General features: G+C 59.2%; 14 protein-coding genes. 9 read left to right on the top strand and 5 right to left on the bottom strand.

Annotation, left to right across the window (positions count from 1 at the left end; all coding sequences use genetic code 11):
- Positions 1–9 precede the first annotated feature (9 nt).
- The gene (hpaR, locus tag ACR0AC_RS01735; RefSeq protein WP_480581826.1) at positions 10–486 is read right to left on the bottom strand and encodes a homoprotocatechuate degradation operon regulator HpaR; all 477 of its coding nucleotides are present in this window, start codon (positions 484–486) and stop codon (positions 10–12) included.
- Between the two features lie 109 nt (positions 487–595).
- Here hpaR and ACR0AC_RS01730 point away from each other — a divergent pair, with 109 nt between their 5' ends.
- From ACR0AC_RS01730 to ACR0AC_RS01700, 7 genes are read left to right on the top strand one after another with little or no spacing between them, the layout of a single operon-like run.
- Complete coding sequence (locus ACR0AC_RS01730) at positions 596–985, top strand: 5-carboxymethyl-2-hydroxymuconate Delta-isomerase (protein WP_480871722.1); 390 nt, start codon at positions 596–598, stop codon at positions 983–985.
- Positions 982–2,490 (top strand): 5-carboxymethyl-2-hydroxymuconate semialdehyde dehydrogenase, encoded by a 1,509-nt coding sequence (gene hpaE / locus ACR0AC_RS01725; protein WP_480871721.1) that lies wholly within the window; start codon positions 982–984, stop codon positions 2,488–2,490. Before ACR0AC_RS01730 ends, hpaE begins: the two co-directional genes overlap by 4 nt.
- 41 nt (positions 2,491–2,531) lie before the next feature.
- Positions 2,532–3,515 carry a 3,4-dihydroxyphenylacetate 2,3-dioxygenase gene (gene hpaD, locus ACR0AC_RS01720; RefSeq protein WP_480871720.1) on the top strand — a complete coding sequence of 328 codons (984 nt, stop codon included), beginning with the start codon at positions 2,532–2,534 and terminating at the stop codon, positions 3,513–3,515.
- Between the two features lie 10 nt (positions 3,516–3,525).
- Positions 3,526–4,923 (top strand): pyridoxal phosphate-dependent decarboxylase family protein, encoded by a 1,398-nt coding sequence (locus ACR0AC_RS01715; protein ID WP_480871719.1) that lies wholly within the window; start codon positions 3,526–3,528, stop codon positions 4,921–4,923.
- The gene (locus ACR0AC_RS01710; protein ID WP_480780377.1) at positions 4,920–5,774 is read left to right on the top strand and encodes a fumarylacetoacetate hydrolase family protein; all 855 of its coding nucleotides are present in this window, start codon (positions 4,920–4,922) and stop codon (positions 5,772–5,774) included. The genes ACR0AC_RS01715 and ACR0AC_RS01710 overlap by 4 nt, the downstream gene beginning before the upstream one ends.
- Positions 5,771–6,571: a 2-oxo-hept-4-ene-1,7-dioate hydratase gene (gene hpaH / locus ACR0AC_RS01705; protein ID WP_480780378.1), complete on the top strand. Its 801-nt coding sequence runs from the start codon at positions 5,771–5,773 to the stop codon at positions 6,569–6,571. The genes ACR0AC_RS01710 and hpaH overlap by 4 nt, the downstream gene beginning before the upstream one ends.
- Before the next feature lie 14 nt (positions 6,572–6,585).
- The gene (locus ACR0AC_RS01700) at positions 6,586–7,314 is read left to right on the top strand and encodes a metallophosphoesterase family protein (protein ID WP_480871718.1); all 729 of its coding nucleotides are present in this window, start codon (positions 6,586–6,588) and stop codon (positions 7,312–7,314) included.
- A gap of 36 nt (positions 7,315–7,350) precedes the next feature.
- Here ACR0AC_RS01700 and ACR0AC_RS01695 read toward each other — a convergent pair whose 3' ends face one another.
- From ACR0AC_RS01695 to ACR0AC_RS01685, 3 genes are read right to left on the bottom strand one after another with little or no spacing between them, the layout of a single operon-like run.
- Positions 7,351–7,533 (bottom strand): DUF2783 domain-containing protein, encoded by a 183-nt coding sequence (locus ACR0AC_RS01695; protein WP_480625803.1) that lies wholly within the window; start codon positions 7,531–7,533, stop codon positions 7,351–7,353.
- Between the two features lie 3 nt (positions 7,534–7,536).
- Entirely contained in the window at positions 7,537–9,150 is a 1,614-nt protein-coding gene (locus ACR0AC_RS01690; protein ID WP_480871717.1) for an FAD-dependent oxidoreductase, read from the bottom strand.
- Between the two features lie 36 nt (positions 9,151–9,186).
- Positions 9,187–10,137 carry an MBL fold metallo-hydrolase gene (locus ACR0AC_RS01685; RefSeq protein WP_480871716.1) on the bottom strand — a complete coding sequence of 317 codons (951 nt, stop codon included), beginning with the start codon at positions 10,135–10,137 and terminating at the stop codon, positions 9,187–9,189.
- A gap of 166 nt (positions 10,138–10,303) precedes the next feature.
- Between ACR0AC_RS01685 and ACR0AC_RS01680 the strand changes: the two genes are divergently transcribed.
- Together ACR0AC_RS01680 and ACR0AC_RS01675 are read left to right on the top strand one after the other, a co-directional pair.
- A complete protein-coding gene (locus ACR0AC_RS01680) occupies positions 10,304–10,738 on the top strand; it encodes a MarR family winged helix-turn-helix transcriptional regulator (protein ID WP_480871715.1) in 435 nt (144 codons plus the stop codon).
- 155 nt (positions 10,739–10,893) lie between these two features.
- The gene (locus ACR0AC_RS01675) at positions 10,894–12,234 is read left to right on the top strand and encodes a serine hydrolase domain-containing protein (protein WP_170621527.1); all 1,341 of its coding nucleotides are present in this window, start codon (positions 10,894–10,896) and stop codon (positions 12,232–12,234) included.
- On the opposite strand, the gene ACR0AC_RS01670 is transcribed toward ACR0AC_RS01675, so the two are convergent.
- A complete protein-coding gene (locus tag ACR0AC_RS01670) occupies positions 12,231–12,911 on the bottom strand; it encodes a TetR/AcrR family transcriptional regulator (protein ID WP_170451701.1) in 681 nt (226 codons plus the stop codon). The genes ACR0AC_RS01675 and ACR0AC_RS01670 overlap by 4 nt on opposite strands.
- Positions 12,912–12,948 lie beyond the last annotated feature (37 nt).

Genomic DNA, 12,948 nt, shown 5'->3' with positions numbered 1-12,948 from the left:
CCCGGCCTTTCAAGGGGTTGAATCCTGATCTTCAATCGCAACGGCAAGCTTTCGCAGCAGCGCCAACAGGGTGTCGTGATCGTTATCCCCAAGGATGCTTCGGTAATGGGAGGCGATGTCCGAGGCCTCGGCCATATGATCATCAATGATCGCTTGCCCTGCAGCCGTGATCGCAATGTGCTGGCGACGGCGGTCTGTCGCGTCGGCCTCACGGGATACGAGCCCGGCTTTCTCCATCGAATGCACAATCCGGCTGAGGCTTGGCGACATCAGCGCCGCGCGATTGGCCAACATGCCGGCGTCCATCTTTCCGCCCTCGCTGAGCACGCGCAGAACGCGCCATTGCTGTTCGGTGATGCCCGCCTTGGCCAACATCTTGCGGATCGGGGCCATTACGGCCTCACGCGCGCGGATCAGCGACACCGGAAGTGACTGCGCCGTCGGGGGCAGGGCGGTGGGTTTTTTGGTTCGCGATGTGTCTGGCAATTGTCCGATCCCAAAATTACATCACATGTTAAATAAATTGTTTGACTCGAGACCGCAACGCTCGATAGGTATAATATTACTTAACATGGCAATTAAAATGGATTGAGACGTGCCGCATATCCACATCGAATATTCCGCAAACCTGGAACAGGTCGTGGATATGGCCGGGCTGTGTGATGCGCTGAGGCAATCTGCTGTTCAGATCGATGCGTTGTCCATGCCCGGGCTGCGTGTGCGGGCGATCCGCGTCGATCATTATTCCATCGCGGATGGCGATCCCAAACATGGGTTTGTCGACATATCGGTCCGCCTGCGCGAAGGACGGGCGGATGCGGTCAAGCAGGACGTCATCAAGCAGATTTTCGACACCGCGCGGGCCTTTCTGAAACCCGCAATGGACACGCATTCAATCGCCTTGTCGTCTGAATTGCGGGACATCGACGCTGGGCTTTCCCCAAAATGCGGCACGATCCGCGACCATCTGGAGGATCCGAAATGAGCAGTTTGGAGCAGAACCTGGAAAAGCTGAACGGGTTGCTGGCGCGGTTCCGGAAGGATGGGATCAAAAACCGGATTGCGGGTAAGGACCGGGACGGGGCTGCAGGCAGGTTTCACACCACGTCTCCGGTCGACAAAAGCGTGATTTGCGAGGTTGCCCATGGCAATGCGGACGATATCGACGCTGCGGCCAATGCTGCTGCGGATACCTTTCCCGAATGGCGCGACATGCCCGCAACCGAACGGCGCAAAATCCTGATCCGCGTGGCCGAAGGCATCGAAGCGCGCGCCGAGGAGATCGCCTTGTGCGAATGCTGGGACACAGGGCAGGCGTTGAAATTCATGACGAAGGCCGCACTGCGCGGGGCCGAGAACTTTCGCTATTTTGCGGATCAGGTTGTGCAGGCGCGGGATGGTCAGCATCTGAAATCGCCGACGCTGATGAACATCACCACGCGCGTCCCGATTGGCCCGGTCGGTGTGATTACGCCCTGGAACACGCCCTTTATGCTGTCCACGTGGAAAATCGCACCTGCGCTGGCGGCGGGTTGTACAGTGGTTCACAAACCGGCCGAGGCCAGCCCGCTGACGGCAAGGCTGTTGGTCGAAATCGCGGAGGAGGCCGGCCTGCCAAAAGGCGTTTTGAACACGGTGAACGGTTTCGGCGAAGAGGCGGGAAAGGCGCTGTGCGAACATCCGAAAATCCGCGCCATCGCCTTTGTGGGCGAAAGCCGCACGGGCAGCCTGATCACCAAACAGGGGGCAGATTCGCTCAAACGCAACCATCTTGAGTTGGGCGGTAAGAACCCGGTTATCGTGTTCGACGATGCCGATCAGGACCGCGCGCTGGATGCGGTGATCTTCATGATCTATTCGATCAACGGCGAGCGCTGCACCTCATCCTCGCGTTTGCTGGTGCAGAACACGATCAAGGATGCGTTCGAGGCCAAGCTTGTCGAGCGCGTGAACAAGATCAAGGTCGGCCATCCGCTGGACCCGGCGACCGAGATCGGACCGCTGGTGAGCGAGGAACATTACAACAAGGTCACCAACTACTTTGAGATCGCGAAAGAGGACGGGGCCACCATCGCTGCGGGCGGGACGACGGTCGGGGAGACCGGCTATTTTGTACGACCGACCCTTTTCACCAACGCAAACAACCAGATGCGCATCGCGCGCGAGGAAATCTTTGGCCCCGTTCTGACCGCCATTCCATTCTCGACCGAGGATGAGGCGCTGCAGTTGGCCAACGACACACCCTATGGTCTGACCGGCTATGTCTGGACCAACGACCTGACCCGCGCCTTGCGTTTCACCGACAAGCTTGAGGCCGGGATGATCTGGGTGAACTCGGAAAACGTCCGCCATCTGCCGACGCCGTTCGGTGGTGTCAAAGCCTCGGGCATTGGTCGGGACGGCGGCGATTGGAGCTTTGAGTTCTACATGGAACAAAAGCACATCGGCTTTGCCACTGGTCAGCACAAGATCACTCGCCTCGGAACCTGACGCGCGTCGCCCTTACAATCCAATGCACTTAGGAGTTTGAAATGCCTGTACCCGCTCCGAACCTCTACCCGGATTTCAACACGATCCGCCTGAGCCATGTTTGCCTGAACGTACGGGATCTGGCGGTGTCCAGAGCGTTTTACGTTGATATGTTCGGCCTGCAGGTGACGCATGAGACCGACACCCACATCTTCCTGCGCGCGCTGGAAGAGCGTGGGCATCACAGCGTGGTTTTGCAGAAATCCGACGCGCCCGGCACGGTCGATGTCATGGGGTTCAAGGTCTTTGATGAGGCTGATCTTGATCGCGCCGAAGCCTGGTTTCAGGCCAAAGGCCGCCCGACCCAGTGGATCGAACGCCCGTTTCAGGGGCGTACGCTGCTGACCTCGGACAATTTCGGTATCCCGTTGGAATTCTATAACAAGATGGACAGGCTGCCGACGATCCATCAGGACTATGCCCGATACCATGGCGTGCGTCCCTTGCGGATAGACCATTTCAACTGTTTCAGTCCAAACGTCGATCACAGCGTCGCCTTCTACAGCGACATGGGATTTCGGGTTACGGAATATACCGAAGACGAAGACAGCAAGCGGTTGTGGGCGGCGTGGCTGCATCGCAAAGGCGGTGTGCATGACATGGCCTTTACCAACGGCACCGGGCCTCGTATGCACCATGTGGCGTTCTGGGTCGCCAACCCGATGCACATCATCGATCTTCTGGATGTCATGTCGACCACGGGTTACGTCGAAAACATCGAACGCGGGCCGGGACGGCACGGTATTTCCAACGCGTTCTTTCTGTATATCCTTGACCCGGATGGTCACCGGATCGAAATCTACAGCTCGGATTATCAGACGCTGGACCCCGATCATGAACCGCTGAAATGGGATCTGAAAGACCCGCAGCGGCAAACCCTATGGGGTGCGCCCGCACCGCGCAGCTGGTTTGAACATGGGTCTCGGTTCACAGGCGTTGACGTGGCCGAGGCGGATTTGAACGCCACCCCGATCATCGCACCCTGAGGAGGCGGGAATGGACTGGGACGAGTTTAGCCACTGGGGCAAACGCATATCCGACTGGGCCGCGGATTATCACAAGGCTCTGCCCGACCTGCCGGTGCGCGCGCAAACCGCCCCGGGTGAGATTGCCGCGCAGCTTCCCCAGCAGCCGCCCGAGCATGCGCAGGCCATGGACGCCATCATGGCCGATTTCGAACGGATCGTGATGCCGGGAATGACCCATTGGCAGCACCCGCGTTTCTTTGCCTATTTCCCGGCCAATGCCGCGCCGCCGTCGATGCTGGCCGAGATGCTGGTCACCACAATCGCGGCGCAGTGCATGTTGTGGCAGACCTCTCCGGCCGCGACCGAGGTCGAAGGGGTTATGGTTGACTGGCTGAGGCAGGCGCTGGGCTTGCCCGAAGACATGACAGGGGTCATTCAGGACAGCGCGTCCTCGGCCACCTTGTCGGCGGTGCTGACCATGCGCGAACGGGCCACGGGCTTTACCGGCAATCGTGAAGGGTTGAACACCAAAGGGGCGCTGCGGATTTATTGCTCGGATCAGGTTCATTCGTCGATTGACCGGGCCTGCTGGGTCGCGGGCATCGGTCAGGACAATCTGGTCAAACTGCCCGCCTATGGCCCGACCTTTGCGATTGACCCGGATGCGCTGGAGGCCGCAATCCAGCGCGACATCGCCGCCGGTCATGTGCCCGCCGGGATCATCGCCATCACCGGGGGCACCGGGGTGGGGGCATGCGATGATCTCAATGCGGTTGCCGATGTGGCGCAGAAACACGACCTATATACGCATCTTGATGCGGCATGGGCCGGGTCGGCCATGATCTGCCCGGAATTCCGCGCGGGGCTTTGGGCCGGGGCCGACCGCTATGACAGTATCGTCTTCAACCCGCACAAGTGGCTGGGCGCGCAGTTCGATTGCGCCATTCAATTCCTCAGGGACGCCACACCGCAGTTGAACACGCTGAAGATCGAGCCCGAATACCTCAAGACAACCGGGGCAGAGGTCACGAATTACTCGGAATGGACGATCCCCTTGGGGCGCAGGTTCCGGGCGCTGAAAATCTGGTTCCTGTTGCGCTCATACGGGTTGGAGGGGTTGCGGACCCGCATCCGCAACCACGTTACTTGGGCCGCTGAGCTTGCTGAGACAATTGGCGCGATGGAGGGGTTTGAGGTGACGACGGGCCCGATTCTCAGCCTGTTTTCCTTCCGTTGTCCTGGTGATGATGAGATGCAGCAGCGATTGGTGGATGCGCTGAACGATGATGGCCGGATTTACCTGACCCAAGGCCTGTTCGACGGTCGCAAGATCATCCGCTTTCAGGTCGGCCAATTCGATACAACGCGCGAAGACGTGCTGATGGCGGCAGAGGTCATCCGTGACGTCTGGGGAAAGATCACATGAAGTTTGCCACCTACACAACAGATAACAGGACGTTTTTCGGAGCCATCACCGACAACGGCGCTATCGCTCTGAATGATGCGTTCCCGGACTGCGCCAGCCTGTATGAGGTGATCGCCTCGGGTGCATTCGGGCAGTTGGCCAAAGCTGCCGAAGGCAGGCCCGTCACCCATACCGAGTTCACCTATGAGATGGTGATGCCGGATGCGCGCCGTATCCTATGTGTTGGGGTGAACTTTCCGGACCGAAATGCGGAATACAAGGACGGCAGCGCGCAGCCCAAATACATGTCGCTGTTTCCACGTTTTCCCAGCGGCTTTACCGGCCATGACCGCCCATTGATCCGACCGCCCGAAAACCACACGCTGGATTACGAAGGCGAGGTTGCCATTGTGATCGGCAAGGGAGGCCGCAGGATCGCTCAGCAAGACGCGTATGACCATATCGCGGCCTTGACCTTATGCAATGAAGGCACGATCCGGGATTGGGTGCGGCACGCCAAGTTTAACGTCACGCAAGGAAAGAACTGGGACAAATCGGGGTCAATCGGCCCGTGGCTGGTGCCGTTCACCGATGCGGCGCAACTGGATGACGCCCGCATCCAGACCCGCGTGAATGGCGAGCTACGGCAGGATGACACGCTGAACCGCATGATGTTCCCGATTCGGCGCGAGATCGAGTATATCTCGACCTTCATGACCTTGCAGCCCGGCGATATCATCGTCACCGGCACCCCCACCGGCGCGGGCGCGCGGTTCGATCCGCCAAGATACCTGGTGCCCGGCGACGTTGTAGAGGTGTCGGTCGACGGCATCGGCACCCTGCGCAACACGGTCGAGGATGAACAGGTATGACCCCCGAAGATCACGACCGCGCCGCTGCTGATCTGTTGCGGGCCGAACGGACGCGCGAACAGATCGGGTTGCTGAGCCTGCGCCACCCCGAAATGGGCATGGACGACGCTTATGCGGTGCAAAAGGCCATCTACCGTCAGAAACTGGCCGAAGGACGCAAGGTGATTGGCTGGAAGATCGGGCTGACCTCGAAAGCGATGCAATATGCGTTGAATATCGACATCCCCGACAGCGGGATTTTGTTCGATGATATGGTGTTCGCGAATGGCAGCACTGTCCCGGCAGGGCGTTTCATCCAACCCCGGATCGAGGCCGAGATTGCCTTTGTCATGCACTCCGCCGTGGGGGGCGAGGACGTCCGTCGTGAGGATGTCATCGCCGCAACGGATTACGTCGTACCGTCCATCGAAATCCTCGACACCCGTATTCAGCGCATGGACCCCGAGACCGGCAAGGCGCGCACTGTGTTTGACACGATCAGCGACAATGCGGCAAATGCGGGCGTCGTGTTGGGCGATGAACGCCATGCAATTGATGCGTTTGATCTGCGTTGGGTGGGCGCACTGACCTTCCGTAATGGCGAGATTGAGGAAACAGGGCTGGGGGCCGGTGTATTGAACGATCCTATCGAAAGCGTTGTCTGGCTGGCCCGCCGCATGGTGCAGTACGGCCAAAGCATCGAACCGGGTCAGGTCATCTTGTCCGGCAGCTTCATCCGACCTGTCGAATGCCCGTCAGGCGCTGACATCCACGCCGATTTCGGCGCGTTTGGCTCGGTCGATATTTCTTTCGCCTGAACGGAGCGTAACAGATGCCCGATCCGATCTACGCAATAGGCGACATTCACGGTCAATTTGGGATGCTGGAGGACGCCCTGGCGCAGATCGAACGCGACGGCGGCCCCGATGCCAAAGTGGTGTTCATTGGTGACTACACCGACCGGGGGCCACAAAGCCGCGAGGTTCTGGATTTACTGATCAAAGGGCAGGCCGAGGGCAGGAACTGGACGTTCCTGCGCGGCAATCACGACCAGATGTACGCGATGTTCCTTGAGGCGTATCCGCGCAATGATGCCCGACTTCTGATCGGTTATCACTGGCTGCATCCCCGGATTGGCGGCGTCGAGACGTTGCAGTCTTACGGGGTAGGGGTAGAGGACGGAGATCGCATCTATCAGGTTCACGCCAAGGCGAAACAGGCGGTGCCACAGGCGCATATCGACTTTATGACCCGGTTGCAGCCTTATCACCTGACCACCGATGTGCTGTTTGTCCACGCAGGCATTCGACCCGGTGTGCCATTAGAGCAGCAAGACCCCGACGACCTGATCTGGATCCGCGATGAGTTTCTGAACCACGAAGGCCAGCATCCGTGGCTGGTGGTACACGGCCACAGCCACGTATCTGCGCCGGATCACCGGGGCAATCGGATCAATATCGACACCGGTGCAGGCTATTGCCACCCGCTGACTGCGGTGGTGTTCGAAGGCACGGACTGTTGGGTGCTGGAGGCTCAGGGCCGCAATCGACTGGTGCCCTAAGCTGTATTTCGGATCTGTCGCCGGGTCTGAAGCTTTTCAAGCAGCGGCTTGCAGGGCCTGCCTGAGCGTTTCTTGATCCCCAATATGATTGGCCAGCACAAGGATCAGTCGGGCGTTCAGCGCTTCGCTATCCTCATCCGACAGCCCGTCATGGGCGGCGATCAGATCGGCGTAGAAATCATCCGGTGATGGCAGGTTTGGCTCGGTAATCAACGGCATGTGCTATTCCTTTCCGCAGGCTTTGCGAACCGCCGCGCGCGTCGCCGCCTCATCAAACGCCACCCAGCGGGCCGCTACATGCTGATCCGGGCGGATCAGATAAACGGCCTGTTTGTTCGCCCCAAGATAGCGGGCAGCTAAGGCATCGGTCGTCTGGACAGAGACGGTGCGCAGGGTGATCCCATCCACGTCCAGATGTGCCGGTGCATCCGTGTTGATCGCCAGAAGAACAAACTCATCCCCAAGCCGGTCGAGCAGGAAGCCATCGCCCAAAGGCGCATCTGCACATGTCGCACCGACGCGCGTTCCGCTTGGGCCGTCGGGCAGGGCATCCTCGCCGTTCAGGGATGAATGATCATAGGTGCAGGGCACGGACAACCGCCCCGAATTGACCAGAGGCCGGGCAAAGCTGTGCGTTTCGGCCAGCTTCAAGACTGCATCGCGAAACCTCTTGCTGGTTTTGGACTTCGGGGTGATGAAATCGGTCGAACGGGTCGAGTTGAGGATATTCTCATCCGCCGCAAACACCCGTTCCTGATCATAGCTGTCCAGCAGGCTGTCCGGTGCCTTTCCCGCAATCACAAGGCCAAGCTTCCAGCCCAGATTGTCCACATCCTGCATCCCCGAATTGGCCCCGCGCGCGCCAAACGGGGACACCTGATGCGCTGAATCTCCTGCAAAGATCACCCGGCCATGGCGGAAGTTCTGCATGCGGCGGCACTGGAAGGTGTAGATTGAGGACCAGACAAGTTCATATTCGACGTCGTCGCCCAGCATCGCATCCAGCCGTCTGCGGATGTTTTCCTCTCTCAGTTCTTCCTTGCGGTCCACATCCCAGCCGATCTGAAAATCCACGCGCCAGACGTTATCAGGCTGTTTGTGCAGCAAAGTCGAGGCCCCGGATTTGAAGTAAGGCTCGAACCAGAACCAGCGTTCTGTCGGGAATTCGCTGGTTTTCATCCTGATATCAGCGATCAGGAAGCTGTCCTGAAACACGCGCCCCTCGAACCCCAGATCAAGCATGTCCCGCGTCGGGGACCCCGCGCCGTCGCAGGCGATCAGCCAGTCCGCCTCGATCTGGTAAGGGCCATCCGGAGTTTCGACCGACACGGTCACGTGGTCGTCTTTGACATCAATCGCTTCAACCCGGTTCTTGCCACGGATTTCGATGGGCGCTCCGCGCTCCTGTTCGGCACAGATAGCCTCGAAGATGAACTTCTCGAAATAGGGCTGTTGCAGGTTGATGAACGCCGGGTTGCGATGGCCGGTTTCGGGCAGAAGGTTGAATTCATAGACCTGACGGTCGTCCTGAAACACCTTGCCGACATTCCAGACCACGCCCTTGTCCAGCATCGGTGCGCCGCACCCGTAGCGGTCTGCGATCTCCAGTGTTCGCTTGGCAAAGCAGATCGCGCGGCTGCCCATGCCGATCCCTTCGTGATCGTCCAGAACCAGCGCGGGAATGCCTTGCCGTCCCAGATCCAGCGCCATGGCCAGCCCGATCGGGCCGCCGCCGACGATAACAACCGGATGGCGCCTGGCATGTGGTGCGTCCTGATCAGCGGATTTCCGATAGGGATAAAGCCGAAACGCGAGCGAATATCTGTCCTGAAGCATCTGAATACCTGACGTGCCGAATTGGGTGTAATCGGATCAGCCTTGCAACTGCTCCCACATCTCCAGATCGCGTTTGTCGGTCCAGATGCGGGGGTGGGTGATTCCGCGTGCTTCGTCATAAGCGCGACTGACGTTGAAGGGCAGGCAGTGTTCGTAGATGGCGTAGTCCTTGAACTTGGGGTCGCAGGCCTCACGCACCGCGTCCCACGCATCCTTGAGCGTTCCGCCCTTCATCGCCACGCGCTGGGCAGGGGTGTAGGTCGAGTTCACGAAGTCCCGCGTGCTTTCGATGGCGCGGTTCACCGCGTCCTTGCCCACCAATGCCGCACCACGACCCGGCGCGATTGCGTCCACGTCATAGGCCTTGATCGCGTCGAGCGTTCCGCCCCAATCCGCGAAATGCCCGTCGCCGCAATAGCAGGCCGAGTGATCCTCGACGATATCGCCCGTGAACATCACGTTTTGGTCGGGCACATGGATCACCGCGTCACCTGCCGTATGGGCGCGGCCGATCTGTTTGATATCCACGCGGCGATTGCCCAGATAGACCGTCATACTCTCGCTGAAGGTCGTCGTGGGCCATGTCAGGCCGGGGATGCTTTCGTGTCCTTCGAACAGGCGCGGGAAGCGCTGGAATTCGCTATCCCAATCCTCTTGCCCGCGTTCGACAACCATCGAGCGGGCGACATCGGACATGATGATTTGCTGCGCATTAAAGGCCGACGCGCCCAGCACCCGAACGGCATGATAGTGAGTCAGCACAACGTGGGTGATTGGTTTGTCGGTCACGGTCCGGACGCATTCGATCACTTTGTTGGCCAGTCGTGGGGTGGCCTGCGCCTCGACAATCATGACGCTGTCGTCGCCGATGATGACGCCAGAATTCGGGTCGCCCTCGGCGGTAAACGCGTACAGCCCTTCGCCAATCTCATCAAAAGTGATTGTCTTTTCGGTCAGATCGCCTTGCGATGCAAATGCCTTGGCCACGAGGATCGGTCCTTTTGCTGTTTTGACGAAGAAGGCCCCGGGGCGCTTCTGGTCCGAGTGTATAGGAAATCGACTCAGATAATCGTTGCATTTGCAACGGTGTCAATATTTTTGTTGCATTTGCAATGAATATTTGGCCTCCATACGGAAAAAAGGACGTTGCCGGATGACGCCAAACACTTTGCCCGAGTTCGATCTGGAGAAATACCTGCCGTACCGCCTGACAGTTCTGGCTGCGCGTCTGAGTATGGACATGGCGCAGCAGTATAAAAGTGAGTTTGGCATTTCGATTCCCGAGTGGCGGGTTCTTGTAAACATTGGATACGCAAAGAACTTATCGGTGCGGGACATCGAAAAACGGGTCGGTTTGGAAAAATCGATGGTCAGCCGGGCAGCGGCGCGGCTAGAGGCGCGCGGGCTTGTTTCCAAGACGGTCGACCCCAAGGACCGGCGTCTGGTGAAGCTTGAACTGACCGAAGAGGGGGCCTTGGTCCTTGGTCAACTGATCCCGATCGCCTCGGCCTTTCAGGCAGATCTGGAGCGCAAGCTTGGGGCGGAAAAAGACGCGCTCTATTCCGCGCTGGATAGGTTGGCGGATTGAAGACCGTTGGCCTTTTTGGCGCAACGCGGCAGGAAGGGCGTGGTCGCGCCCCGGGAAAAACGCAACGGAACTGTGGCCAGTTGCGTGCGCTTATACTCTAGTCAGGGCAGGTATCGGGTTGAGAGGAGGGCCGGGCACACCGGCTGATAGGGGCGATGTTGGTAAAAGCGGCAAAGATCTTCGCGGGCGCGGCAGTCGCCGGCGCACTCGGTCTGACAGGGTATCTGTTGATTGCACCGCCCGATTTGCTGAAGGTCGGCACGAACTACTCGGCCAAGATCGTCTGTTCCAACGTGTTCATCGCGGGGCGCGACCCGGATGAGGTTCTGTCGGTTGACGTGCAAGCCCCCGGGCATCCATTGCTGCGGCAAATCTCGATCAAAGTGGACCGCGAAGCGCAAAACGTCGAGGCACGGATTTTCCGGTTCTTTGCGCCTGCAACTTCTCAATACCGCGAGGGGTTGGGATGTGCGAACCTGTACACATCCGAACTCAGCGACAAGACCCTTGCTGCGTCGCCGTCATTGCCGGACGGCATCTGGCCGAAGGGAAACCGCGTCAATCCGTCTCAAGATGCTGAAATAGAACGCATTCTGTCCGACGAGACCTTGCTTGGCGAAGGGTATCGCGCTGTCGTTGTCGTGCGAGATGGTCGCATCGTTGGGGAAAGCTATGCGCCGGGTTTCGACGAAAACACCCCACTGTTGGGATGGTCCATGACCAAGACCGTGACGGCGGGCCTAATTGGTACGTTGATACAGTCCGGCCAGATGGCGTTGGATGATAAACTGATCGACAGCTTCCCCGAATGGGCCGATGACAGCCGCAGGGACATCACTGTCGCCGATATGTTGTCGATGGCAAGCGGGCTGGAGTGGAACGAAGAGTACGGGGATGTTTCTGACGTCACCAGAATGCTCTATCTGCGTGATGACATGGCCGGATTTGCGGCAGGTCGTCCAGCAGAGAGCGAAATTGGCACCGACTTCAACTATTCGTCCGGAACATCCACTGCACTGTCCCGCGTGTGGCAAGACGCGGTTGGCGACGGGGGGCTAAGCTATCCGAAGGAGGCATTGTTCGAGCCGTTGGGCATGACCTCGGTCGTGCTGGAAACAGATGCTGCGGATACGTTTGTCGGGTCCAGCTATATGTACGCTACGGCGCGGGACTGGGCGCGGTTTGGGCAGTTTTTGCTGCAAAAGGGCGTCTGGGATGGGCAGCAGATACTGCCCGAAGGATTTACGGATTGGATGTTTGAGCCGGTGGCCGCGTCGAATGGTGCCTATGCCAAAGGGCACCTTTGGATCGAGGCCCCGGGTGGCGTGCCGTCCTTCGAAGATTCGGTCTGGTTACAGGGCCACGACGGACAGACCATCGGCATTTTCCCGTCCCATGACATGGTCGTCGTCCGGCTGGGTCTGACGCCTTCGAAACTGGGGTATTCCTCGCTGCCGTTGGCGCAGGAACTGATCGCGGCCTTTGCTGAAAACTAACTTTGTAGCGGGAGGTTCTGATCCACGCTGCTAAGAATGCCAGCCTCGCAGAAACACAGCAGGTTTTGGATCATGTCGTCAGACTGCGGTTCGTCACCCGTTCCGCCGAGCGCGGCAATCCGCCAGTCAGAGGTACAGAGCGCCAGCATGGACGACACCGCAAACACCAGCGCGCCAGCGACGCGCGCCGGGTCCGCGCCGGGGAAACGCGCGCACAGCATCTGTACAACACGCGTGGCCACCGGATCGAAATGCGTATTGGCCAGCGCGCGCCAGCGGGTGTCGGCCGAAACGATGGCCACGATACGCGCATAGGCCAGCCACTGAGGGTCGCCGCCAAAAGCGCGGGTCACAAGGGGCAGCATGAAAGCTGATATCAGATCGCCGACGCTCCAGTTGTCATGAGCCTCAAGCAACCTGATGGACGTAAGGCGTTCTTCGGACAGCTCGGCGGCACGGCGCGCCACGATACGCTCGAACAATTCCTCTTTCGGGCCGCCGTGAAAGTTCACGCTGGCCTTTTGAACCTGCGCCCGTTCGGCGATGTCCCGGATCGAGGCTCCTTCGAATCCCCTTTCGGCAAAGACCTGTTCTGCGGCGTCCAGAATGCGCTCTCGCGCCGCGACGGATCGCTGCGAGGGTGCTCTTTTACGTTCTTTTACAGCATGTTGGGCCATCTCAAAAACCAGTTTGCCTTATTTAGAACGTTCGTTC

This window comes from Ruegeria sp. H7 (genome assembly GCF_056532945.1).
This window is presented reverse-complemented; position numbering and strand designations above follow the sequence as displayed.